Source organism: Pseudoalteromonas haloplanktis ATCC 14393, assembly GCF_000238355.1.
Lineage (GTDB): Bacteria > Pseudomonadota > Gammaproteobacteria > Enterobacterales > Alteromonadaceae > Pseudoalteromonas > Pseudoalteromonas haloplanktis.
Map to the genome: position 1 here is coordinate 102,786 of NZ_AHCA01000011.1, position 25,466 is coordinate 128,251.

At 40.9% G+C, this 25,466-nt stretch carries 28 protein-coding genes; 9 read left to right on the forward strand and 19 right to left on the reverse strand.

The genetic code is table 11. The features are described 5' to 3' along the window. Positions 1-10 precede the first annotated feature (10 nt). Positions 11-256, reverse strand: coding sequence for an OadG family protein (locus PHAL_RS0118110; protein ID WP_016709847.1), 246 nt, complete (start codon positions 254-256; stop codon positions 11-13). 519 nt (positions 257-775) lie between these two features. On the opposite strand from PHAL_RS0118110, the gene PHAL_RS23940 reads away from it, so the two are divergent. Further along, positions 776-949: a DUF1328 family protein gene (locus PHAL_RS23940; protein WP_016709848.1), complete on the forward strand. Its 174-nt coding sequence runs from the start codon at positions 776-778 to the stop codon at positions 947-949. A gap of 56 nt (positions 950-1,005) precedes the next feature. Beyond that, complete coding sequence (locus PHAL_RS0118120) at positions 1,006-1,197, forward strand: hypothetical protein (protein WP_016709849.1); 192 nt, start codon at positions 1,006-1,008, stop codon at positions 1,195-1,197. Positions 1,198-1,259: 62 nt separating this feature from the next. On the opposite strand, the gene pdxJ is transcribed toward PHAL_RS0118120, so the two are convergent. The 10 genes from pdxJ to rpoE form a co-directional block, all read right to left on the reverse strand. Further along, entirely contained in the window at positions 1,260-1,991 is a 732-nt protein-coding gene (gene pdxJ, locus PHAL_RS0118125) for a pyridoxine 5'-phosphate synthase (protein ID WP_016709850.1), read from the reverse strand. A gap of 59 nt (positions 1,992-2,050) precedes the next feature. Further along, the gene (recO, locus tag PHAL_RS0118130) at positions 2,051-2,740 is read right to left on the reverse strand and encodes a DNA repair protein RecO (protein WP_016709851.1); all 690 of its coding nucleotides are present in this window, start codon (positions 2,738-2,740) and stop codon (positions 2,051-2,053) included. A 17-nt stretch (positions 2,741-2,757) separates the two neighbouring features. Further along, a complete protein-coding gene (gene era / locus PHAL_RS0118135; RefSeq protein ID WP_016709852.1) occupies positions 2,758-3,690 on the reverse strand; it encodes a GTPase Era in 933 nt (310 codons plus the stop codon). Further along, positions 3,680-4,357 (reverse strand): ribonuclease III, encoded by a 678-nt coding sequence (gene rnc, locus PHAL_RS0118140; protein WP_016709853.1) that lies wholly within the window; start codon positions 4,355-4,357, stop codon positions 3,680-3,682. The genes era and rnc overlap by 11 nt, the downstream gene beginning before the upstream one ends. A 2-nt stretch (positions 4,358-4,359) precedes the next feature. After that, the gene (gene lepB, locus PHAL_RS0118145; RefSeq protein WP_016709854.1) at positions 4,360-5,295 is read right to left on the reverse strand and encodes a signal peptidase I; all 936 of its coding nucleotides are present in this window, start codon (positions 5,293-5,295) and stop codon (positions 4,360-4,362) included. 39 nt (positions 5,296-5,334) lie between these two features. After that, complete coding sequence (gene lepA, locus PHAL_RS0118150; RefSeq protein WP_016709855.1) at positions 5,335-7,122, reverse strand: translation elongation factor 4; 1,788 nt, start codon at positions 7,120-7,122, stop codon at positions 5,335-5,337. A gap of 69 nt (positions 7,123-7,191) precedes the next feature. Continuing rightward, positions 7,192-7,641 (reverse strand): SoxR reducing system RseC family protein, encoded by a 450-nt coding sequence (locus PHAL_RS0118155; protein WP_016709856.1) that lies wholly within the window; start codon positions 7,639-7,641, stop codon positions 7,192-7,194. A gap of 12 nt (positions 7,642-7,653) precedes the next feature. Next, positions 7,654-8,610: a MucB/RseB C-terminal domain-containing protein gene (locus PHAL_RS0118160; protein WP_016709857.1), complete on the reverse strand. Its 957-nt coding sequence runs from the start codon at positions 8,608-8,610 to the stop codon at positions 7,654-7,656. 4 nt (positions 8,611-8,614) lie between these two features. Beyond that, complete coding sequence (locus tag PHAL_RS0118165; protein WP_016709858.1) at positions 8,615-9,226, reverse strand: sigma-E factor negative regulatory protein; 612 nt, start codon at positions 9,224-9,226, stop codon at positions 8,615-8,617. Between the two features lies 1 nt (position 9,227). Continuing rightward, the gene (rpoE, locus tag PHAL_RS0118170; RefSeq protein ID WP_016709859.1) at positions 9,228-9,809 is read right to left on the reverse strand and encodes an RNA polymerase sigma factor RpoE; all 582 of its coding nucleotides are present in this window, start codon (positions 9,807-9,809) and stop codon (positions 9,228-9,230) included. A 259-nt stretch (positions 9,810-10,068) separates the two neighbouring features. On the opposite strand from rpoE, the gene nadB reads away from it, so the two are divergent. Further along, entirely contained in the window at positions 10,069-11,694 is a 1,626-nt protein-coding gene (gene nadB / locus PHAL_RS0118175) for an L-aspartate oxidase (protein WP_016709860.1), read from the forward strand. Here the strand turns inward: nadB and PHAL_RS0118180 are convergent. Next, positions 11,654-11,953 (reverse strand): hypothetical protein, encoded by a 300-nt coding sequence (locus PHAL_RS0118180; RefSeq protein WP_232321866.1) that lies wholly within the window; start codon positions 11,951-11,953, stop codon positions 11,654-11,656. The two genes, nadB and PHAL_RS0118180, sit on opposite strands and share 41 nt — an antisense overlap. A gap of 112 nt (positions 11,954-12,065) precedes the next feature. Next, a complete protein-coding gene (locus tag PHAL_RS0118185; RefSeq protein WP_016709862.1) occupies positions 12,066-12,317 on the reverse strand; it encodes an FAD assembly factor SdhE in 252 nt (83 codons plus the stop codon). Between the two features lie 130 nt (positions 12,318-12,447). Here PHAL_RS0118185 and ygfZ point away from each other — a divergent pair, with 130 nt between their 5' ends. Both ygfZ and PHAL_RS0118195 read left to right on the forward strand, forming a co-directional pair. Beyond that, a complete protein-coding gene (ygfZ, locus tag PHAL_RS0118190) occupies positions 12,448-13,359 on the forward strand; it encodes a tRNA-modifying protein YgfZ (protein ID WP_016709863.1) in 912 nt (303 codons plus the stop codon). A 12-nt stretch (positions 13,360-13,371) separates the two neighbouring features. Continuing rightward, a complete protein-coding gene (locus PHAL_RS0118195) occupies positions 13,372-13,857 on the forward strand; it encodes an FKBP-type peptidyl-prolyl cis-trans isomerase (RefSeq protein WP_016709864.1) in 486 nt (161 codons plus the stop codon). Positions 13,858-13,915: 58 nt separating this feature from the next. Here PHAL_RS0118195 and PHAL_RS0118200 read toward each other — a convergent pair whose 3' ends face one another. The 5 genes from PHAL_RS0118200 to PHAL_RS0118220 form a co-directional block, all read right to left on the reverse strand. After that, positions 13,916-14,365: a hypothetical protein gene (locus PHAL_RS0118200; RefSeq protein WP_016709865.1), complete on the reverse strand. Its 450-nt coding sequence runs from the start codon at positions 14,363-14,365 to the stop codon at positions 13,916-13,918. A gap of 8 nt (positions 14,366-14,373) precedes the next feature. After that, entirely contained in the window at positions 14,374-15,189 is an 816-nt protein-coding gene (locus PHAL_RS0118205) for a DUF481 domain-containing protein (RefSeq protein ID WP_029216230.1), read from the reverse strand. 61 nt (positions 15,190-15,250) lie between these two features. After that, on the reverse strand, positions 15,251-15,571 hold the full coding sequence (locus tag PHAL_RS0118210) for an HI1450 family dsDNA-mimic protein (protein WP_016709867.1): 321 nt from the start codon (positions 15,569-15,571) through the stop codon (positions 15,251-15,253). 107 nt (positions 15,572-15,678) lie between these two features. Then, on the reverse strand, positions 15,679-18,795 hold the full coding sequence (locus tag PHAL_RS0118215) for an efflux RND transporter permease subunit (protein ID WP_016709868.1): 3,117 nt from the start codon (positions 18,793-18,795) through the stop codon (positions 15,679-15,681). Between the two features lie 11 nt (positions 18,796-18,806). Continuing rightward, positions 18,807-20,012 carry an efflux RND transporter periplasmic adaptor subunit gene (locus tag PHAL_RS0118220; RefSeq protein ID WP_138973973.1) on the reverse strand — a complete coding sequence of 402 codons (1,206 nt, stop codon included), beginning with the start codon at positions 20,010-20,012 and terminating at the stop codon, positions 18,807-18,809. Between the two features lie 261 nt (positions 20,013-20,273). Here PHAL_RS0118220 and PHAL_RS0118225 point away from each other — a divergent pair, with 261 nt between their 5' ends. The 4 genes from PHAL_RS0118225 to PHAL_RS0118240 all read left to right on the forward strand — a co-directional run bounded on the left by PHAL_RS0118225 (position 20,274) and on the right by PHAL_RS0118240 (position 23,127). Beyond that, positions 20,274-21,065 carry a crotonase/enoyl-CoA hydratase family protein gene (locus PHAL_RS0118225; protein WP_016709870.1) on the forward strand — a complete coding sequence of 264 codons (792 nt, stop codon included), beginning with the start codon at positions 20,274-20,276 and terminating at the stop codon, positions 21,063-21,065. Between the two features lie 98 nt (positions 21,066-21,163). Further along, entirely contained in the window at positions 21,164-21,550 is a 387-nt protein-coding gene (locus PHAL_RS0118230) for a CidA/LrgA family protein (protein ID WP_016709871.1), read from the forward strand. After that, a complete protein-coding gene (locus tag PHAL_RS0118235; protein WP_016709872.1) occupies positions 21,543-22,250 on the forward strand; it encodes an LrgB family protein in 708 nt (235 codons plus the stop codon). The genes PHAL_RS0118230 and PHAL_RS0118235 overlap by 8 nt, the downstream gene beginning before the upstream one ends. A 40-nt stretch (positions 22,251-22,290) precedes the next feature. After that, positions 22,291-23,127, forward strand: coding sequence for a mechanosensitive ion channel family protein (locus tag PHAL_RS0118240; RefSeq protein WP_016709873.1), 837 nt, complete (start codon positions 22,291-22,293; stop codon positions 23,125-23,127). Positions 23,128-23,255: 128 nt separating this feature from the next. Here the strand turns inward: PHAL_RS0118240 and PHAL_RS0118245 are convergent, their stop codons facing one another. After that, complete coding sequence (locus PHAL_RS0118245; RefSeq protein WP_016709874.1) at positions 23,256-25,421, reverse strand: TonB-dependent siderophore receptor; 2,166 nt, start codon at positions 25,419-25,421, stop codon at positions 23,256-23,258. Positions 25,422-25,466: the final 45 nt, after the last annotated feature.

The following is a 25,466-nucleotide window of genomic DNA, read 5'->3' on the forward strand; positions in this document are numbered from 1 at the left end:
AAGTCACCCCTTATAGTTTTTGTTTATTTTTGTACTGAGCAATCGCTGCACTGATCGCAGCAATGTGTGCACTTGGCACACCTGGTGCTTTGATTGACGGCGTACGCGTAGGCGCTGCAACCGGCTGTTCAAAACGGCTCGCTAATTTAGACATAATGATGATTGCTGAAATCAACAACGAAAGAAAAACAAATACGCCTACCATACCGGTGACCATTAAGTTTGCTGCTGTAGCTAGTAACTGACCTATATCCATGCTGCTCCCCTTGACTTCATTTACCCAACCTCGAGATTAGGTAAAAAATCACTTTATTTAAATAATTATGCACCAATGATAACAAAGAAACAGAGCAAGTCCAACACTTTGTAAATTGGTAAAACCAATTAATATAAAACTAACATACTAACACTAAATTTAACACTCTACATTTTGCGATAATTTTACGAGAACTAGATAATAAAAATAGTGAATATAGCTATAAATTATAAGTGCAAGCCAAGATAAACCTCTGTGCAATGCGCCATCACAAGCATTTTTTGTATATGACTATTGCAATTAGTCGCACCAGATCAATTGGTCTTACCAAATAAATAGAGCTTTAAAGCAAATTTATATAGTCAGGAATAAGTTACAGGTGAAGTTGTAAATTATTCCCATCACTTTCATTTAGCCACATCATAAAAACTATAAGCACATGATAATAAAGAGTTTATTTAATTGGCATGCAACTAGCATCATCTACTTCGAACAAATTAACAAACCAAGGAGACAACAATGTTACGCTGGACAATTACATTTCTAGTTATTGCACTCATTGCTGCAGTGTTAGGTTTTGGTGGTATCGCTGGTGCCGCAGCAGGAATTGCTAAGATTATATTTTTTATCTTTATAGTATTGTTAGTTATTTCACTTATTTCAGGCGCATTGCGCGGCAATGTTCCTAAGTGATCCAAATTAATCTCTAACATAATTAACAAAACATTATTTTTACAAGGAATTACATTATGAAATCGACTACATTAAAAACAGCCGTTATCGCCCTTTTTGCTAGCTTTTTTATCATGGGTTGCGAAGACAACCACGCAGAAGAAGCAGGTGAGCGCATTGATGAAGCAGTTACTGATGTGCAAAACAAGGTTGAAGACGCCTGTGAAGAAGTGAAAGAAGGCGTAAATGCCGAAGAAACTAACTGTTAATATAGTTAGTTCTAAATAATAAAAAACGACTCATCTGAGTCGTTTTTGCTTTTAATCTGATCTCAAGCTCTTGCTTCTAGCATAAGCCGCTTCATATCACGCACGGCTTTATCTAAACCATCAATCGCAGCGCGCGCTATGATCGCATGGCCAATATTAAGTTCGTAAATCTCTTCCATCGCTGCTATTGGTTTTACATTGTGGTAATGCAAACCATGCCCTGCGTTTACTATCAAGCCTAAACTCGCTGCGTATTTTACGCCTTGACGAATGTGCTCAAGTTCTTCTTTCAGCTCTGCTTCAGTCTCAGCATCTGCATATGCGCCCGTATGTATCTCAACATAAGGGGCATTGCACGCTTTTGCTGCATCTAGCTGCGCTTTATCCGCATCGATAAATAACGACACTTTAATTCCAGCGTTACTTAGTTTTGCCGTTGCGGCTTTAATTTTATCTAAGTTACCAACCACATCTAGGCCACCTTCGGTGGTTAACTCTTCGCGTTTTTCTGGTACTAAGCAGACATAAGCAGGCTTTACATCTAGTGCGATATCGATCATTTCATCAGTGACGGCTATTTCTAGGTTCATACGTGTTTGAATTGTTTTAGCCATCACATACACATCACGGTCTTGAATATGACGTCTGTCTTCACGTAAATGAATGGTAATGCCATCAGCACCTGCATGTTCTGCAACACTGGCTGCATGTGCAGGATCTGGATAACGGGTACCACGAGCTTGACGTAATGTAGCAATGTGATCAACATTTATACCCAAAAGTATATCTTTCATTGTTTTACCTATAAAAATAACGGTTCAATTCCGCACTAGAGTTAGGGTGAATATCCAAACTATTTGGATATAAAAAGCTCGCGGCTTTTTAATGGTTTTTTTCCTAGCAAAGGTTTCATTAAATGACGGCTTAATTGTTTTGCCATATATAACACATCTGGCGCGCTAAAGTCATGGGCTGCGATGGCGTTTAACTGCGCACCAGAAAAACCACTACCGGTTTGCTGCTGAACAACAAAGCCGTATTCAGCAAAATAACTATAAGTTTGCTTTAACGAAATAGGCTCTCCCGCCGCATCGAAACTAAAGTCAACGCCATAACCTAGCAATTCTAATAATTGAAATTCATAAGAGCGTAATACCGCTTGTAAATTCGGATGTTGATTTAGCTGCTGTAGGTGAGTTTGATACAATTGATAAACCTGTTCAACTGGTTCATTGATAGGAACGATACGATTAGTCAGCTCATTGAGGTAAAAGCCACAATAAAGCTGATCTCCTACTAAAGTTGATTGTGTACCATGCAATTCAAAGCGCTGAATATATTTTAGATCGTGCCTGCCAGTGTAATTAACGAGTAGTGTTTGGAAGGGTTGTAGCTGGGCTTTATACTTAGTTGCTTGGCGACCACTGATACGAGCCAGCATACGGAGTTGGCCAACGCCCTCTACTAGCATATCAAGCATTACTTGTGAGTCGCTAAAAGGACGTCGATGTAATAAATATGCTGTGTAGAAGTCGCTATCCATTGGTTTTTCTTAGGCTATTAATCTTCACCATAGCCTAAGCTGCGTAATGCTCGCTCATCGTCAGCCCAGCCTGATTTAACCTTTACCCAGAGCTCTAAGAATACTTTGTTATCAAGCATCTCTTCGAGATCTTTACGTGCTTCACGGCCTATCACTTTAAGCTTTTCGCCTTTATTACCTATTACCATGCGCTTTTGCGTTTCACGCTCAACTAAGATCAAGCCATTGATGTGCCAAATACCATTGTCTTGCCACTTGAATTGCTCGATTTCAACAGTAACAGAATAAGGTAATTCTTCACCCATAAAGCGCATCAGTTTTTCACGAATAACTTCAGCCGCCATAAAACGCATTGAGCGGTCAGTGACATAATCTTCTGGGAAATAAAATTCACACGGTGGTAGGCGTTTAGTTACTTCATCTTTGATAAGGTTGATGTTCTTACCTTGTGTAGCCGACACAGGCATAATACCCACAAAGTCAAATTTTTCACCTAACCACTTCATATGTGGTAATACTAAGTCACGATCTTTTACTTGATCAATTTTATTGATCACTAATAAAACGGGTTTACCATTTTGCTTAACTTTATTAAGCACCATTTCATCATCGGCATTCCAGTGAGTTCCCTCAACAACAAAAATAACCAACTCAACATCACCTAATGAACTCGATGCAGCACGGTTCATCAAACGGTTAATGGCACGCTTTTCTTCAACATGCAGACCAGGCGTATCAACATACACCGCTTGGTGTTTGCCTTCGGTATGAATCCCCATAATACGGTGACGTGTGGTTTGTGGCTTACGCGAGGTAATACTTACTTTTTGCTCAATAATTTCATTCAGCAAGGTCGATTTACCAACATTTGGGCGACCAACAATAGCGACCATGCCACAAAATGTATCAATATCACCGCTACGAGGTTGGATCAATGTATCAAGATTCATTTTTAAGTATCTTCAATGCTTTTTCAGCGGCTTTTTGTTCAGCTTTACGACGAGAGCTACCCACTGAGATAATGCTATCCATACCTTCAACAATACATTCAACCGTGAACGTTTGATTGTGAGCCTGACCTTTTGTATCGACTACAGTATAGCCTGGCAAAGGTAATTTGCGGGCTTGTAAGTATTCTTGTAATAAGGTTTTAGGATCTTTTTGATTTAAACCCGGTGAAATTGCATCTAAACGCGTTTCATACCAAGCTAAAATTAAATCACCACACACATCGATGCCGCTATCTAAAAAGACTGCACCTATGATTGCTTCAACAGCATCAGCTAAAGTTGACTCACGTCTAAAACCGCCGCTTTTAAGTTCACCAGGCCCTAAACGTAGGTAATCACCCAAACCAAACTCTAAACCAAACTCAGCTAGAGTTTGACCACGCACAAGCGTAGAGCGCATTCGACTCAAGTCACCTTCGCGTGCTTTAGGAAATTTGCTATATAAAGCATTAGCAATAACGAAACTTAAAATTGAATCACCTAAAAACTCTAAGCGCTCATTATGTTGGCCTTTATGGCTGCGATGGGTCATCGCCTGCTCAAGCAGCGCTTGCTCAGTAAAGGTATACCCTATTTTGCTATATAACTCTGTTACATTTTTTTTCATTGTTACTGAATATTACCTAGGCGTTCAAAACGAACACCAGTTGGAACCCAGCTTGGTAAAATGTCATCTGGGCCATTTTCAAATTCAAAACTCATCCATATAAAGACAGCTTTACCCACCAAGTTTTCTTTTGGCACAAAGCCCCATACGCGACTATCTTGGCTGTTATCGCGGTTGTCACCCATCATAAAGTAATGATCAGCCGGCACTACCCATTCGTCAGAACGTGTACCCGGTTGTTGATAGTAACGCCCTTTCATTTCCAGCGCTTCTGGGTTTATTAAAATATCATGTTTTAGCGTAGTTAAGTTCTCATTTAAACGCACTAAATCCATTGAACCTTGTTTAAATTCATCACGGTTTACGATTTCCATATCAATTTTATTAAATTCATTACACAGTAAATCACCTTGTTGTGCTTCTCCTTCTGCACAATTTGGTTGAATATATAAACGCTTGTCACGGTAAACAATTTTATCACCCGGTAGACCAATCGCACGCTTAATGTAATCGACTCGCTCATCTAAAGGGTATTTAAAAACCACAATATCCCCACGCTCAGGTTCCGCAACATCCACTAGTTGTGAACGCCACACAGGGTCTTTTATACCGTACGAATATTTTTGTACTAAAATAAAGTCACCCACCAACAGTGTTGGCATCATTGAACCTGATGGAATTTGAAACGGTTCAAATAAAAACGATCTAAAGATAGTAATGGCCGCTATCATCGGGAAAATTGATTTTGCCGTTTCCGTAATTGTTGGTTCAGGGGCAATCAATGCAGCAGTTTCTTCATCTAGCTCGCCGCCAGCAGAACTCTGCGCCAGCGCCAAGCGTTGCTGTCTTTTTGGTGCAAACACAAAGTGGTCAATTAACCAAATTAAGCCTGATCCCAGTGTCAGCAACACTAAAAATATTGAAAAATAACCTGCCATTCATTACATCCTTAATCTTACGTAATTAGATTACGAAATTTATTTACCAACTTTAAGAATTGCTAAAAATGCTTCTTGAGGCACTTCAACGTTTCCGAGTTGTTTCATTCGTTTTTTACCATCTTTTTGCTTTTGTAGAAGCTTTTTCTTACGACTTACATCTCCACCATAACACTTTGCAATTACATTTTTACGTAATTGTTTTACGGTTGTACGAGCAATAACATGTTGACCAATTGCAGCTTGGATCGCAATATCAAACATTTGACGTGGGATTAAGTCCTTTAATGCATCCGCTAACTGACGACCACGTGACTGCGCACTGTCTCTATGTACAATAATAGCAAGTGCATCAACCCGCTCACCATTAATTAAGATATCAACTCGCACCATATCTGAGGTTTGGAAGTACTTAAAGTTATAATCAAGTGAAGCAAAACCACGACTCGTTGATTTTAACTTATCAAAAAAGTCCATTACCACTTCAGCCATCGGCAGTTCGTACGTAACAGCAACTTGTTTACCGTGGTAACTCATTTTCGTTTGCATACCGCGTTTTTCGATACACAATGTAATCACGCTGCCTAAATACTCTTGCGGTACAAGAATATTTGCCTCAACCATTGGCTCACGAATTTCTAAAATATCATTTACTGCTGGTAAATCAGACGGATTATCAATCTGAATAGTACCAGCCTTAGTAACTACTTCATAGATTACCGTTGGTGCGGTAGTGATTAGATCGATATCATATTCACGCTCTAAACGCTCTTGAATGATTTCCATGTGAAGCATGCCTAAGAAGCCGCAGCGGAAACCAAAACCGAGTGCCGTTGAGTTTTCAGGCTCAAAGAATAACGACGCATCGTTTAAACTTAATTTGTTTAGTGCATCACGAAAAGATTCATACTCATCAGAAGCAATCGGGAACATACCGGCATAAACCTGAGGTTTAATTTTTTGGAACCCTGGTAAACGCTGCGGCGCCGCATTTTTTTGATGAGTAATAGTATCCCCCACCGGCGCACCATGAATTTCTTTAATACCCGCAATCACAAAACCCACTTCACCTGTTTTTAAAATGCCAGTATTTGTTTGTTTTGGTGTGAAAATACCAACTTGATCAGCGGTATGAATATGCTCGTTCGACATGATTTTTATTTTATCGCCCGTACGTAGTTCACCGTGCTTAATACGCACAAGAGATACTACACCTTGATACGGGTCAAACCATGAATCAATAATCAATGCTTGAAGCGGTTCGTCTTTTTCACCAACCGGTGGCGGGATGTCTTTAACAATCATCTCTAGCACTTCGGCAATACCAACCCCTGTTTTGGCACTACATTGCACAGCATCTAGAGCATCAATACCAATAATATCTTCAATTTCTTCAGCTACACGAAGCGGATCCGCTTGCGGTAAATCGATTTTATTCAGTACCGGAATAACTTCTAAATCCATTTCAATTGCGGTATAGCAGTTTGCAAGTGTTTGCGCTTCCACGCCTTGCCCAGCATCAACAACTAACAATGCACCTTCACAAGCTGCCAGTGAACGCGATACTTCATATGTAAAGTCAACGTGTCCCGGGGTATCGATAAAGTTTAGTTGATAAGTTTCGCCATCATTGGCTTTATAATTTAGTGTTACACTTTGCGCTTTAATGGTGATCCCACGCTCGCGCTCAATGTCCATTGAATCCAATACTTGTTTTTGCATTTCACGGTCAGTTAAACCACCACAAACTTGGATCAAACGATCAGAAAGGGTCGATTTACCGTGGTCAATATGGGCGATGATCGAAAAATTACGGATATGCTTCATAAACTGGATTCTAAACTTCTATTTTAATGGATTGAGTGTATAAAGCCGCAATTTTACATTCAATTGGCCTTAATCACCATCTATTTGAGTTAAAGGAAGACTAATTGGGTGAATTTTTATTACTTTTATATCATGCCTGAGGCTCTTAACTCGGCTTTTAGCAATAGCAAAACCAGTAAAACCACCGCCTATAGCGGCAATGATTTGTAGCCACTCTGGTGCAGAAAAAACCCCAGCCGCCGTTAACGCAAAACCTAAACTTAACACTAGAGGTAACATATACACAACCAAAGCATGCTTTACCATGTGGCTATCATCTAATGCTAAGGTCACTCTTTGCCCTACAACCACAGGCACAGAAAATTGATAAGGGAAGGTTTTTTTAGCCGTGCCGAATAGCTTACTGAAAACTTGTGAGCCGCACCGGCCATTACAACCAGCACATGCTTGTTTTTGTTGGGCTTCTAAATGCGCAGTGGTGCCTTTAATCGACACCACCGTAAGAGTTTGTTCTATCATTATCTGCTTATTTTACAAAGGTCTTGCAACCGACTCAGCAATCGCCTTAGCTGTTGTTGCAGGTATATTCCCCACTACAGACACATCAAAACTGCCACTATTATGCACATAGACAGTTGTTGCACCAGATGACAAAGCACCACTTGGTCTGCGCCCTGGTAATGGCCGTTGTACAAACACCGAGACTTCTACAAAGCCATCTGAATAAAGGTAGTAGTCGGTCAACTCATTGTTTAAATCCAGTTTATGGCGATCTGATTTTAATAAACTAAATCCATCAGGTAACCAGCCAATTTGCCAATTGCTACTACTTGTATTGATGTCACTTTGAGATGTTGCCGTCGCAGGCAATGGGGTTGGAAATTCACGGCTTAGCATTTCCAGCAGTAGTGCAGCTGGCTCTTCTGTTACACTTATGTGGGTTAATTGTAACTGCTCCAACATCTCACCCGCTTGATTCACGTAGGCTGATTTAAGTAACAATGATGATTCAGCATCTAGCCACAGCCAGTAATTAAACTTGTGCTCATCTTTTGATTCGATACGAACAAGCTGAGCTGCTCGCCCTGCTATGCGACCTTTACCGCCTAGCACAAAATCATAATGCTGGCTTAAACGTTCAATATCTTTAAACAACACTTCTGGGATGGGACCCGCTATAGAATCGGTATCAATTGAGTAAGGCTCTGATTGTGGTTCGAAATAAGTAACTTGACTATCGATACGCACCATTTCCAGGCCGGCACCATTGAGCAAACTTAAATGCTCAAGTTCGGTGTCACCTTGCTTTGCATGTAACCAGCGGTATGGTTCCATTGATTTACCTTTAACGACCACAAAGGACGCGTCAAAGTTGCGGTTATGTACAGCGTCAGCCATTTTCAACAATAGCTGTTTTGCGGGGTTTTCGTCGTTAGCGAAGGCAGGGGCCATAAGCGCTAACGACAAAATAAAAGTGATTACTTTCATTTAATTAGTTTTTTTCCTCTTCGGCTTGCGCCTCAGTGTGAGCTTTTTCTAATGAATATGCAACACGTGCTTGGCGTTGGTGTTCTAAAACTAACGCGCCAATTCGTTGTTGTTGTAACTCACGTAAACCTTGTTCAGCATTTTGTAATGCAGGTTCTGATGAGTAACTAACAGGTGAAGCCATGCCTGTTACAGGTGTTGTTTGTAACATTGGAATTTCATTAGTTGGTGAGTTTTCACCTTGCGGCAAGGTTTGAATACCCACGATTGCAAACATAGCGACACTGGCTGCAATCGCCAGCTGCGCAACTGGTTTACGCCAGTTAAATGCCACAACATTATCAGTGCCCGTTGCCACAGTAACTGCTGATTGAGACTCTTTTTGAGTAAAGTCAGCATAAACAGGCTCACTTTCCAGCGCTTTTGCCACGCTATCACTAATATCAAAGACGAAGGCATCCTCAGACTCAGCACGCATTACATCACCGATTAGCGCATAACGTCCTAAGGTAGCTGCATCTTGCGGTGCAATGACCTCATCAGTTAATGATTGTTCGCCGTCAAGTAACGCGGATAAATGCTGATCATCCAACTTGTTAACGTGTGCTTTTGTCATATTAAGACTCGCCTATTAATGGGTTTAATTTGTTATCAATTGCTTCACGGGCACGGAAAATACGCGAACGCACCGTCCCGACTGGGCAATCCATCACTACGGCTATTTCTTCATAGCTCATCCCTTCAATTTCTCGTAGGGTGATCGCAGTTTTAAGATCTTCAGGCAAACTATCAATAGTGTTAAAAATCACTGCGCGAACTTCTTCGCTTAATAACACGTTCTCAGGTGATGCATTTGAACGCATTGCATCCGCACCATCATAAAATTCGGCATCGTCAGCATCGATATCATTTGCTGGCGGTTTACGCCCCTGAGCCACTAAGTAATTTTTAGCACAATTAACGGCGATACGGTATAACCAAGTATAAAAGGCACTGTCACCTCTAAAGTTTGGAAGTGCACGGTACGCTTTAATAAAAGCTTCTTGAGCAACATCAGCAATATCACCTTGATTTGAAACATAACGAGAAATCAAACTGGCTATTTTATTCTGATACTTCTTTACTAAAAGATTGAAGGCATTTTTATCGCCTTGCTGGACCCTTTTTACTAGCGCTAAATCCAAATCCTGCTCGCTCATTCGAGCCGGTACTCCTCTGTCTGATTATTGCTTGTCATTCATATCCTGCCATTGTTTACGAATACTCTGACTAGCGAATGAATGAAAAGTTCTGTTTAATATTATTTTTTTATAGAATAGACCATAAATTAACTCGCGAACGATGAAAATCACTAATAGTGTCGCGCCAAATATGATACATATACGCCTATCATAATATTATTTGCTCATTGCTATTTATAAGCGAGTAGTGGGCATTGTAACCGCAAAGAACACGGACATGAACCAAAATAAACACCACATCGCTGATGTCGCTATTATTGGTAGCGGCGCTGCCGGCCTTTCATTAGCACTTTCTTTAGCTAATCATTGTAACGTTACCGTGATCAGCAAAGGTGAATTAACGGAAGGTTCTACCCTTTATGCGCAAGGTGGTATTGCCGCCGTGTTCGATAAAAAGAATGACAGCATTGAATCACATGTGCAAGATACTTTAGACGCTGGCGGTGGTTTGTGTGATCGCGATGCCGTTCATTATACAGCAAGTAATGCTCCAAACTGTTTGCAATGGCTAATTGAGCAAGGCGTGCCTTTTGATATGGAATTTGATAGCAAAGGCAAAGAGCGCTTTCACTTAACTCGTGAAGGTGGTCACAGCCACCGTCGTATTTTACATGCTGCCGATGCAACAGGCCGTGCAGTACAAACAACCTTGATCAGCCAAGTTCAAGCACATGCCAATATCACTTTGCTTGAGCAATATAATGCGATCGATTTGATTGGCGATAAAAAACTAGCGCAAACTGGTAAGCATATTCATGGTATCTATATGTGGAACCGGTGTGCTAAACGTGTCGAGACTATTTCAGCTAAGTTTTTTGCACTGGCGACTGGTGGTGCCAGTAAAGTATATTTATATACCTCAAACCCAGATGTATCCAGTGGTGATGGCATAGCCATGGCTTGGCGGGCAGGCTGTCGAGTTGCTAATATGGAATTTAATCAATTTCACCCGACCAGTTTGTATCACCCTGAATTACAAAATTTCTTAATCACTGAAGCTATGCGTGGCGAAGGGGCATATTTAAAGCGTCCTGATGGGACACGCTTTATGAAAGACTTTGATGAACGAGAAGAACTTGCCCCGCGAGATATTGTAGCGCGTGCTATCGACTTTGAAATGAAACGTTTAGGCGCTAATTGTGTCTATCTAGACATCAGCCATAAAGATAAAGATTTTATTATTGAGCACTTCCCAACCATTTATGCAAAATGTTTAAGTGTAGGCCTTGATATTACAAAAGAGCCTATTCCTGTGGTGCCTGCGGCGCACTATACCTGTGGTGGGGTGATGACGGACTTTAATGGCAAAACTGATTTAGATAATCTATATGCAATTGGTGAAGTTGCTTATACTGGTCTGCATGGCGCTAATCGTATGGCCAGTAACTCTTTATTAGAATGTATTGTATTTGCCCATGCTGCAGCTAAAGATATTTTAGCAAAAATACAGCACAGCCCGGCACTCAAAGAGTTGCCTGTATGGGATGAAAGTCGCGTGACTAACTCAGACGAAGAAGTAGTGATCACCCATAACTGGCATGAGTTACGCTTATTTATGTGGGATTATGTCGGAATTGTCCGTTCAACTAAACGCTTAGAGCGCGCCCTACACCGTGTTGAATTATTACAGCAAGAAATCCGTGATTACTATGCAAACTTCCGTGTCTCAAATAACTTACTTGAGCTACGTAATTTAGTACAGGTCGCGGAGCTTATCATTCGTAGTGCGATGGAACGTAAAGAAAGCCGCGGTTTACATTACACCATTGACTATCCGCAATTAAATGACAACCCAACCCCCACTATTTTGACTCCCCACACTCACGACGAGCAGCCAAAGTAGCGCGTTTTAATCGAACAAAACTTTGTTTATCCACCCCACTGGCGTTAATTATTAGCCAGTGGGAGCTTGTAAAGCCCTCAATATAGAGCCATACACTGCGCTGATAAGCGCGGCTTTTGTTACTGATATGACCATTTATCTTAATGGTGTCGTTTTCAAAACGACACTGTTCAGAATCGAGTATAAACACGCCGTGTTCAGGGTGAGATTTGCTATACCATTGCCAACTAATAAAGCCGCAAATCGCGCAACAAATCACACAAACTATTTGCGCATAGATAGTCGTTAAAAATAAGCTATAACATATTGCAAACAAGCTAAAATAGACCACAAAAGGCTTGTGGTCCGCTAGATTGTTTTCAATGATAAACCTATACACGAACTCGGTCTAAGATCAGTTGCACCATTTGCTTAAGCTCAGGATCTTTACATTCTTGATGCCCCATAAACCATGCAAATAGGTCCGGATCATCCGCTTCTAACAAACGTTGCAGTACTGCTTGCTGCTGTGCTGATAACGAATCAAATGCCTCATCTACAAATGGCATAAATAACACGTCTAGTTCTAACATGCCGCGACGACAAGCCCAGCGAATACGCGCTTTATTGTGAATTTCAGTCATTTTCTACCTCGAACTTAGTTGCTGTGCAGTTTAACAAATTGCACCTGAATAAACAGCTATTTATGCACCTATACCAGCAGCGCTAACTACGTTATTATATGTGCCTACATTTCTTGTCACGCAGGTTTTTATGTCAACAGTATACGCATGCCCTTTATCACATCAGCTGATCCGTATAAGCGGTGTTGATAAACTCGCCTACCTTCATGGCCAAATCACCCAAGATATTAATAAACTCAGTCAAACTAATTTTTTATGGACTGGGCACTGCAATGCCAAAGGCAAACTCTGGAGTGTTGCCAAACTTTTTGCATATCAAGAAAGTTACTACTTAGCCGCCTCTGCCGCTGAAGTTGCACAATCTCTAGCTGAGTTAAAAAAGTATGCGGTGTTTTCAAAAGTAGAAATACAGACTGATAACAACAAGCTAATTGGCCTTCTCGGTGATGATTTAACAGCAACATTAGCGGCATTAGAGATCCACTTTAATGAGCAAGACAGTGCATGTAATTTTAGTCATGGTAAAGCACTTAAATTAGCAGATAACCGTATATTGCTTATGGTTAATGCTGACTTTTCTCTGCCTGACGATGTTATTGCCTTAGAAAACGATGCACTTTGGCAACAACATAGTATTTTAGCTGGCGAGCCTGAGCTTAACGAAGAAGCACTCGGTGAATACGTACCGCAAATGGTTAACCTGCAAGCAATTAACGGAATAAGCTTTCGTAAAGGCTGCTACACAGGCCAAGAAACCGTTGCGAGAATGAAATACCTTGGTAAAAACAAACGTGCGATGTATATCGTATCAGGACACAGTGATGGTGAGCTCGCGGAGCCAGAGCTTGAAACCCAAATGGGTGAAAACTGGCGTCGTGCTGGTAAATTAATCAGCCAAGCCTACAATCAACAAAGTAAAACCTTATTTGGCCTTGTTGTGTTGCCAAACGACAGTGAACCTAGTCAGTTGCTGCGTGCAAAACATGCCCCAACGGTAGAGTTATCAATTCTTCCTCTACCCTACTCTCTCGAAGACGCATAAATAGGAGTGACTATGATCATTGCAGCAAACAAAGTGGTAAAAATGCATTATTCAGTAATGGATAACGACAAAAACTCTATCGATAACTCATTTGATGGCGAACCACTCATCTTTATCGTTGGTACCGGTTACCTAATTCAAGGGCTAGAAGATGCGTTACAAGGCAAACAAGCTGGCGATACTCTAAGTGTCACAGTGCCACCAGAGCAAGGCTATGGTGAGCGCCATGATGAACTAATGCAAGCTGTACCAAAATCGATGTTTGAAGGAATGGAAATTGAAGTTGGCATGCAATTTAGAGCCTCAACAGATGACGGCGACCAATCGGTAATGATCATTGATATTCAAGAAGATGAAGTGATTGTTGATGGTAATAACCCACTAGCTGGTATTACTCTAAACTTTGATGTAGAAATACTTGAAGTACGCGATGCAACAGCTGACGAACTAGCTCATGGGCATGTTCACGGTGCAGGCGGTTGTGGTCACGATCACTAATATCGACAGTATTACCGATATAAAAAAGCGCTACGGCGCTTTTTTTATATTGCCCAAATTATACGGCTTCAATTTCTTCAGGCTGGCTAATTTTATCAGCTAAAGCGGCTAATAACCCAGCTTGATCATTGGTCCCTAATCGATATTGGCTACCATCTTTTAAAGTTAACTGTACTGCACTAAAACCTGACACTGTGTATACCCAGCCATCATGTGTAATACGTAGGCCTATACCATGTCGAAAAGAGTTTTCTACGGCTTTAGCTTCCACGATATCCGCTAATTGTAATGTATCACCGAAGACCCCAGGACCAAAACCCCAACTTATCTGGCTGTCATCCACTTTAATCGTTAAACCATGGAATAAAAAACCTACCAGCACTAAAATCGCAGCAAATACCATTAACGGCATATCTGCACCAATTAAATACCACGCTAGACCTACAAAGCTGGCTATCCAGCTTAAAATTACAAAAATGAACAGTGCAAATTGCTTATGTTGATACATACTACTCTCTAAAAACTATAAACTAATGTCGCACTTAGCTCTGAGTCAAACTTTAATTTGTCGTCTTCCGGTTTGGAGTTATAACGATACAAATAGGCGAACTTTAGGGATACTGAGCCCATAACTTGACTTATTAATGAGGTTTCTGACTTTAATCGCGAGTTGAGCCCTGATAAAGATTGCTCAATACTTAAATCTTGATTAAAGCGAGTGCGTGTTGATACTGTACGCTCCCACTGCAAGGCTAGGCGTAATAAATAACCGGTTTTGGTTTCATCTTCATCCTCTTCGAGTTCGGCATCATCCTCTGCCACAGAGCGATATAAACCAGGCCCAATATCAAAATCCACTTGGTTCTTCACTCCTTGATATAAACGATTACCGTAACCGGCAGCTAACGTACTTTTGAAATCAAGACCACTGAATTCATCTTCTTCATAATCACCATATATAAAGAAGGAGGCATTTTTTTCCCCTACTTTATAGTTGCCTTGAGCAGAGAGAAAAATACGGTTAGCAGACACTTCATCATTGCCTGTAGTGTCATTTCGATCACGCTTATATAAGCTGTCTATTTTAAATTGATTGCGCCACTTTTCGAGATCTTGATATAAATTACCTTTAAACTTCAAGCTCGTCGAATTGGTATTACCACGGCTAACAATAAAACCAAACTCAGTATCGCCGTATAAAAGCTCACCTTGGTGGATTTTATGGATCTCTTCATCCGAGAGTTGCCCATACTCATGGAAATCTTCAAAAGGATCAACGGCCCAAGCATTAACACTCAGCAAGCAGCTTATTAACAGTAATAACCTAATCACTGTACGCTCACTTGACTGATGCTTAAAACAGGGCGTCTTTCACACAAATACAACATCGATATTATTCGCTATCTTTCCACAAAATATGACAAAACGGGGCGTCTTTATCACGGCTGATCAAAATTTTCGCAAATAATATATCTTGATTGTCGAACTCAAGGCCAACCAAAACCTGTAGAAATAATTCCGGCTCTATTTCCAATGCCACAAAGTCATGCCATTGATCATCAGGTTCACCTTCTTCAATAAAGCCAAGCTCTTCACGGTGTTGATTAAAATCTTCAATATCTTGCTCGCTAAGGTTATCAGGGGCTAACTCTAGAAAGATATCGTAAGCTTGGTGTGTTACTTCTTCTTCGCTGTATAAACGTGGTCCTGTCATTGCCATAAACCTTTCATGCTGCTAATGCGAGATATAGTATCAAACCTCAGTAAATTTTTGACAAAAAAAAGCCAGGTTTCCCTGACTTTTTTTATATGGCGCGTATTTTACTCTTGTGTCGTCGCTGTACCTTTGACTTTTTCACGCATTAATTGCACCAAACTATAAAATAGCGGTACCAGTAAAGTGCCAAATATCGTCGCCGCTAACATACCAGCAAATACAGTGACACCCAGTGATACACGGCTTCCAGCTCCCGCACCAGTAGCAAATACTAATGGTAATATACCAAGCACAAATGATAATGCGGTCATTAGCACCGCACGAAACCTCATTTTAGCGGCACTAAGTGCCGCATCAAATATGCTCTTCCCCGCGAGGCGTTCTTCCATAGCAAACTCAACAATCAAAATTGCGGTTTTGGTCGACATGCCTATTAACAATACTAACCCCACCTGCGCATAAATATTATTCTCCATACCTAATACATAAAGCGCTAACATAGCACCAAACATCGCCAGTGGTATTGCCGCAATCACCGAAAACGGAATAGTCCAACTTTCATATTGCGCCACTAAGAATAAGTAAACAAAAATAACAGCTAAACCAAATAAGATTGGCGCCATATTCCCTGCTTCAATCTCTTGCTTTGATTGCCCAGCCCATTCAAAGATATAACCATTGGGAAGTTGCTCGGCAAGCTCTTGCATTGCTGCAATTGCATCGCCACTTGAAAAACCCGCCGCTGCCTGGCCACTGATACTGGCACTGCGATATAAGTTAAAGTGATTTAAGGTGGTTGGACCTAGGATTGGCTCAAGTTTAGCTAAGGTGGTGAGCGGCACCATAGCTCCCTCGTCATTGCGAACAAAATAATGCTGTAAGTCAGCTGGGTTTTTACGAAACTCGCTCTCAGCCTGTATTATAACTTTATAAGTACGGCTAAACTGATTGAAATCATTAATATATAGTGAACCCAGCTGAGCTTGCAGGGTTAAGAAAATATCACTTAACGCAACTCCTTGAGCTTTAGCTTTGTTTCGGTCTATTTCTAAAAAGTACTGCGGTACATTTGCTCTAAAGGTACTGTATACATTACTTAAGTTTGGATGCTGATTGGCTTCATAAACTAACCCATTAAGTACTTGTGCCAGCTCACTCGGATCACGCCCTTCACTGTCTTGCAAACGGAACTCAAATCCTGCACTTGCACCTAACCCTGGTATTGGTGGCGGGTTAAATACCATGATCTGTGCGTCAGGCATCGCCCACAATTGCCCCATTAATCGACCAATCACTGACTTCAATCCGAGTTCGGGTGTCGTACGTTCTTCCCAATCTTTTAAAACAACAATACCAAGTGCATTATTAGAACCTGCGCCACCAAGTAATGAAAACCCCGATACGGCGATAAAATCAGTTGCCGCAGGCTCTTGTTTTACAATTTCCCCAATTTTATGCATCACACTCTGTGTGCGCCCTGAGGCCGCAGCATCTGGTAATTGTACATCGACAAATACAAAGCCTTGGTCTTCTGCTGGTACAAAGCCCGTTGGCACGCTTTTAGCAAGCCAACCTGCCGCAACAAAAATAACTAATACAAATATGGCCATCCGTGCAGAACGCTTTAAAATAAAGTGAATTATTTTACTGTAAACTGAGGTTGATTTAGTGATACCACTTTCAATAGGTGCCAACCACTTAATTGGTTTCATGGCTTTTTCATTTAGCAATAACGCACATAAAGCAGGGCTTAAAGTTAATGCATTCACCGACGAGATAAGTACCGCAAACGAGATAGTTACTGAAAACTGCTTATAAAGCTCACCGGTTATGCCCGGCATAAAACCGACCGGTACAAATACAGCTAACAACACTAAGGTAGTCGCAATAATAGGCCCTGTCACTTGCTCCATTGCTTTAGTTACCGCGTCTTTAATTGGTAGTTTTTCTTCTTTGAGGATCCGTTCAACATTCTCAACCACGATAATCGCGTCATCCACCACAATACCAATGGCAAGCACTAAACCAAATAAAGTAATTAAATTAATTGAGTAACCCATTGCCATCATAAACGCAAAAGTGCCCACTAAAGAAACGGGAATTGCAATGGTGGGAATTAGTGTCGCACGCCAGTTTTGTAAGAATAAAAACACGACTAACACAACCAAACCAACCGCTTGAAATAAGGTAATAACAACTTCTTCAATAGAGCGATTGATAAACTCTGTGGTGTCATAAGGAATTGAGTACTGCACACCATCAGGTAACTGTTTTGCGAGCTCTGCCATGGTTGCTTTTACATCACTGGCGACTTGCGTTGCATTAGCATCAGTTAACTGATAAATAACGATAAAGGCGGTATCTTGTTGATTTAACTTGGCGCTGGTGCTGTAGTCAGCAGAGCCAAGTTCAATACGGGCAATATCATTTAAACGTACAAAGTTACCGTCTTTATTGGCTCGAATAATAGTCTGACCAAATTCTTCTGGGGTTTTTAAGCGCCCTTTAGCTTGGATTGAATACTCAAATTGCTGACTTGGTAAGCTCGGCGCGGCGCCTAATTTCCCTGCCGCAACTATGGTATTTTGCTCTTGTAATGCAGCTTGTACTTCACCTACAGTCAGCCCTAAAGCGGCCATTTTATCAGGGCGTAACCATAATCGCATCGAGTAAGTTTTCTCACCCATTACTTCAGCTGAGGCTACACCTGATATACGTCCTAGCGGTTCAGTTAAATAGTTAGTGGCATAGTTGCTTAAAAATATTGCATCGATATTTTGTTGATCAGAGTACAAATTAATACCGAGTAACATTGAACTGGACTTTTTCTTAACTGAAACGCCTTGGCGTGTTACTTCATTTGGTAAGCCGGGCTCTGCAAGTGCCACTCTATTTTGTACATTCACTTGCGCAATATCAGTATCAGTACCGACTTTAAAATACACGGTAATAGTTGCCGTCCCATTATTAGTAGAGCTGGACTCGATATACATCATATCTTCAACACCATTGACTTGCTCTTCAATGGGTCTGATCACCGACTCTTCAACAATTTGCGCACTCGCGCCAGGGTAAACAGCAGTTATTTGTACTTGTGGCGGGGTTATTTCGGGGTACATATTCACTGGTAGTAAAGCCATTGAAATCAAACCCGCAAGAGTTATCACAATGGAAATCACTAAAGCAAATTTAGGCCGCGCGATAAACGTTTTACTTATCATGTGGGTTCTCTTTAGCTTACTGCATCTGTTTTGTTAGAAATAGTACCTGTGGTGTGATCAACTTTTTTCTCAACCGGTTTTACTTCAACCCCTTGGCGTACTTTTTGTAAGCCTTCAACAATTACTTGCTCACCTTCTTTGAGCCCAGACTCAACCACCCACATGGCGTTAATACGACGACCAAGCTTAACAATACGCGTTGCAACTTTATGATCTTTACCCACGACTAAGACAAATTTACCTTGCTGGTTTTCTTGTACTGCAGCTTGAGGAATAAGAGCTTGTTGTTTTTTATCTTTACTTTCAACAATCAATGTCACAAACAAGCCTGGCATTATGATATTTTGTGGGTTCGCAAAAGTCGCTCTTAGCTCTACCGTCCCTGTGCTGCGATCAATTTTAGTATCAGCGAAGTCAAGTCGCCCTTTTGAATCTAAACTTGAGTTATTAGGTAAGCGCAGCGATAAATCAATAGGCACATTTTGTGGGTTATTAGCACTATCTTGATGCTTTTGACGATAACTAATAAAATCGGCTTCTTCTACTTGAAAATTCACATAAATAGGATCAACATCGGTCAGTTCAGCCAATTCATTTGAAGCAGGCCCTACGATATTACCCACATCATAATTCACCTTACCGATACGTCCTGCAAACGGAGCTTTTATTTCCGTATAGCTTAGATTTAGCTTCGCTTTTTCAAGACTTGCTCGTGAAGAAGTAACAGCCGCTGCAGCTTGATCATACTTAGTGGTTAATTTATCTAAATCAGATTGAGAGATAAACCCCTGTGAAGCCACTTCTTTACCACGCTTTAAATCACGGAATGCGCCATCTTGACCCGCAAGTTTACTCTTTAAATCCGCCTCGATTTCTGCAACAGATGATTGGTATTCGCTTGGATCTATTTTTAATAATAATTGCCCTTTTTCAACAAATGAGCCTTCATCAAAATGTCGCTCTATCAGCTCCCCCTCAACACGAGCGCGAATTTTAACTTCCTGATAAGCTTGTGTACGCGCAACAAACTCTCGATAATCCCCCACTTCTTGAGTCACCACATTAAACACAGAGACCGCCGGAGCAGGAGCCACTTGTTTTGTCGCATTGTCATCTGAGCAACCAGCTATATATGCAAGTAATGTTATACTCACAACGCCTTTTATAGCGAGTGACATGTAAGTTCCTAAAATGCTTGGCGTGAACCGTTTTAGCATGGTTTTTCTCCTTGGTAGGGTGCGCATCCTACCTTAATGATTGTTTGCAAAATGTGCTTAAACGCAACTTGCGTTAAGTGGCTATATTGATCGATAAGATAACAGTTAGTTCAGCTAAAAATATACACCACTTTGTAATCATTTGTGCGCCAAATTAACAATAAACGATGTTTTTATAGCTTATTTTTCAACTAACAAGCCATTCTTTACATCAATTCAAATAACTCGTAAGCTAATCTTAAACAGGTCTGAGGAGTTAGCATGATAAACTTTGAAAAACGACAATCGATTGCGTATGTAACATTATCCCGAAAGGATAAGCAGAACGCGTTAAACTTTGATATGTTCAAACAGCTCGCAACAATGATTAAGCTAATTAAAAAAGACGCCTGTATCCGTGCTGTTGTCATTCAAGGAGACGGAGAACATTTTTGTGCCGGATTGGATGTATCAGCCGTGATGAAAAGTCCTGCTAATATTGCCAAGCTGCTGTTTAAGTGGTTACCTGGGAACTGTAATTTAGCTCAGCAAGTTGTTCTTGGCTGGCAATCGTTAAGTGTGCCAGTATTTGCGGTAATTCAAGGTAACTGCTTTGGTGGCGGGCTACAAATAGCACTTGGCGCTGATTATCGTATTGTTCATCCAGATGCTCAATTAGCGATTATGGAAGCACGCTGGGGACTTTGTCCTGATATGGGGGCGAATGTGATTTTACCCAGCTTAATAAAACGTGATGATGCCATGTGGCTTGCCAGTCATGCCGCGCCTATCAGTGCAGATAAAGCATTGCAATTGGGCTTAATTACGCAAGTAAGTGATGACCCCTCACAGTGTTGTTTAGCAATGATAGACACCCTGTTAGCTCGCTCACCCGATACATTGGCGGCAATCAAGCGTGTTACCCAACAAAGTTTTAGCTCCTCAAAAAGACAAATTTTGGCCAAAGAAACAATTAGCCAAATTCGCTTACTAATGAATGGCAATACCAAAAAAGCCATTGCTATAGCAAAAGGCGCCGATAACATTGAGTATCACAATAGCAAACGCTGGTAACAAAACGCGCTTAATATGACGACTCAACAATAAGTCGCATAGTGTTAAGTAACAAAACATGGTGAAGTAATACCCAAACAGCTATGAGTCAATAATTAATGGACGTTAAAACATCTTTGCCCATCAAGCTTCTCCCATATTTGATCAGCAGTACATTAATTGTAGGCTGCTTAGCCGTTGCCAAGCTGATAATGAATTGGTTGCAAGGCAGTTTCCCCGCCCCATTATTAGGTATGTTGATCTTACTTACACTGCTTTTAACCAAAACAGTAAAAGAGCACCATATCGCACCATCAGCTAAACCACTGTTAAACTTTATGCCATTATTTTTTATCCCTGCGGGGGTCGGCTTTATCGAGCACCTTGAACTCATCAAACAACAATGGCAGTTCTTAACCGCAACACTTATTTTGGTACCGTTAACTAGCTTATTATTAATCGCTTTTGTGATTGGCTTATTTAAAGGACGTGCTGAGCATGGATGAGCTCGGATGGCTAAGTACCATCGTCATTATCACGTTATTTTTAGGGTTAAAAAAACTGAATGCAATCATTAAGAACCCTTTGCTTAAAGCGCTAACTAACCCAGTTTTGATGACGATTATGTTGCTTGCTTTATTATTAATCAGTTGCTCACTACCCTACTCACAACTTGCAAACGATAGTCAATTATTAACTAGCCTGTTGGAGCCGGCAATTGTTGCACTTGCATTACCTCTATACCAACAATTTATACATATACGGAACAACCTAATACTCATTTTTATCAGTTGTAGTATAGGGATAATCAATGCCACCGTCATGGCAACGCTGCTCAGTGCCGCATTTGATGCTCCTCCGCAATTGGCGGCATCTGTTGCCGCTTTATCAGTCACAACACCGATTACATTATTAGTAACCGAATCACTCGGTGGGATCCCTTCTTTAGCAGCTACAATGGTCATTTTTATAGGTATACTCGGCGCATTATTTGCTTTGATGATCTTGCGGTTAGTGGGCGTTCACAATCACCAAGCACAAGGCGTCGCAATTGGCACCACTTTCCATGCCATTGGCACTGCAGCGGTCTTAACTGAGCCTCAAAAAATCAGCGCATTTGCGTCCGTTGCTATGGCATTAAGTGCATTACTTACGGCATTAATTGTGCCGCTACTTTATCCATTTTTAAGTCAAGCTCTGCTATGATGATCTGTAATATTCTAATCGAACTATTTATGGCAAAGAGATGATCAGCACAGAAATTCAGCAAGTCGAAAAATACTACACCATGATCAGTGAGTACCTCGTTAAATACAGCATGCAGTTAGTGGGTGCATTGTTGATATTAGTTTTTGGCTTATGGGTCGCACAGAAAATCTCAAAAATGGTTGCCGCTTTAATGACGCGCAATAACATTGACGTGACGCTCACCAACTTTATCAGTAATGTTGTGAAAGTTTTACTGATCGTGATTTTTGTCATTATTGCGTTAGGTAAAATCGGCATAAGTGTTACCCCTTTTGTTGCCGCTATTGGTGCTGCTTCCTTAGGTGCAGGTTTAGCGTTACAAGGTATGCTATCAAACTATGGCGCTGGCTTAGCCATTATTGCTACTCGCCCCTTTATTGTTGGTGACACGATTGAAGTTAAAAATGTCAGTGGTCAAGTCAAGACTATCGAACTGGGCTATACCATTTTAATTAACGAAGAAAAAGTCGAAATAACCATTCCCAATAAACATATTGTTGGAGAAATACTGCATAACTCGTTTAACTACTCATTAGTCAAAGGGGAGATTGATATAGCCTACAATGCCAATGCAGAGCATGCCATCGAGCTTATTGAAAAGGTTTTAAAAGTACATGAGTTAGTTGCTGATGAACCTAATGCGCAAGTGGGTATTGAGCGCTTTGCACAAAGCGGTGTAACCATTAGCTATCGATACTGGGTGCCAACAACAAAAATTATCGAAACTAAGCTGGCAATAAATGGCGGTGTTTATAACGCAATTCAGGGGGCAGATATTGAAATTCCATTCCCGCAACGTGTTATTACTATTAATAATCAAGAACGTGATAGTTGACCCTGATAATCTTTGGGGTTTAATTTTCTGTGCCGGTGGCAGGTTATCTACACGAATGTAAACAAGATGCGATAATCAACTCAAATTAATAAGGGAGCAAATAGCTCCCTTATTAATTACGCTATTTTTTAAAACTTATAACGAACATTCGCCGACACCGTACGACGTTGCCCATAAAAGCAGTCGCCGCGCGCCAAACACGAAGTAATAACCGTTTTATCAGTAATATTTTGTGCCTGTAGACTCAGGCTATACTTCTCAAAGTCATACCCTATCATGGCATCAAATAGAGTAAAATCATCCGTCTTGATCGGATCATTCAGTACCACATTATCTATACTGACATAAGCACTACCATCAGAGGTTTCTCCTACATAACGAGCACCAAACCCCACCTTAAACCCATGCATATTCTCAGGTCGCCATGTTGTCCAAATTGAAGCTTGTTGTTCAGGTAAAGCAGCAAGTGTTGCGCCCTTTTCTCCTAGCGTATTACTTTGGCTCACATAACCATCGCTGTATGCATATGATGCATATACGTCAACACTTTGCCACGCTAGCTGCGCTTCAAGTTCAAGCCCTTTTACGGTAACTTCACCTTGCTGTACTTGGCCATTAGGATCAATAACGTTACTGTCTGTAGCTTGGTCTGCATTCAACGAGGTCGTACGGTTTTGCTCTACTATATGATACAACGCAGCCGTTAATAAATGCTCAGTTCCAGCGGGTTGATATTTAATACCAGCCTCGACTTGCTCACCTGTTTTTGGTACAAATGCATTACCAAACGCATCAGAACCTAATAAAGGTTCAAATGATTCACTGTAACTTGCGTATGGTGACACTCCACTATCAAATAAGTACATTAATCCAAGACGACCTGTTGTGGCATACTGTGATTCAGGCTCACCATTTTGTGGATTAGTGGTGGCTTTATCACGGCGCAATGCTGCTGATATGATCCATTGCTGCGCTATTTTCATACTATCTTGGATATATAAACCGGTTTGATAAGTTTTTGATGAATCATAATCAACAACATCTTCTAAGGTTGGTAAATTATCAACCTGTCCATATTCAGGGCTAAATAAGTCTAAAGTGCCGCCAACTCCATAAGCAGAGTCGTTGTCAGTATAGGCATTTTGATAGTCAAGACCGACGACTATTGAGTGCTCTATATTGCCAGTTACCACATTGCCATGAAACTGTGCGTCACTTGCAATAGCACGTGAATCAGCAGAGCTAATATAAGCTACTCGGCTAACTGTTCGACCATCATCAAGGTACTTTGGTGGCCAACCATAAATAGTATGATAATCAGCATGACTGTCTGTATAACGCGCTGCTAATTTAAATTGCCAGTCGGTATTAATATTTTGTTCTAAAATAGCGGTAACTGACGCTTGCTCAGTATCATAACGGTCAAAACCTGGTTCAGAAACAAATCGATTTGAAGGTATTTGACCGTTTTCATTTTCCAAAATCGTTCCCGAGTGAGGTAAAAAGGAGGTGCTTGTACCAGACTCATTTTTTTGCCAATTGGTTAACAAGGTTATTTTAGTATCTTGTGCGGCGTACCAAGTAAGTGATGGAGAAAACACCATGCTATTATCCGGGACATAATCTGTTTGCGTGTCACTATCACGCCATAAGCCAACAACCCGTCCCTGCAGTGACGCATCATCATTTAATGCACCTGTAATATCACCTGCAACTTGCTTACGAGAGTAATTACCCACTTGCCCCCAAAGCTGCCCTGACGTTTCAGCTTCTGGCTTTTTACTCACTAAGTTAACAATTCCACCAATTGAGCCTTGTCCATAAAGCACCGAACTTGGGCCTTTGAGAATTTCAATTTGTGATAAAGCATACGGGTTTGTACGAACATTATTGTAATAGCCATATAATGACTTTAAACCATCAAGATATTGCACCGGCGACACACCACGAATGACAGACCAATCACCACGTGTATCAACACCATAGGGACCATTATACAGACCTGCAACATAGCCGATTGCATCCTGAACGGTTAGTGCACCTAAATCTTCAATACGTTCTTGCGTTAAAACAGACACAGATAGTGGAGTTTCAATGATTGGCACATCTGATTTTGCACCAGACGCACTCATATATGAAATTAGACCCCGCTGGCTTTTGACCGTAATAACCTCTAAATCTTGATCTTCTTTCGTGATTACTTCATCGCGTGCGATAACTGTCGATGCATTAAAAAGTGTATATAAAGTCAGCGACAATACACTTAATCGCGTAGTTATTCTGTTTAACTGCATTACTATCTCTTAGTCGTAAATTGAAATTGCCTATAGTTTAATAGT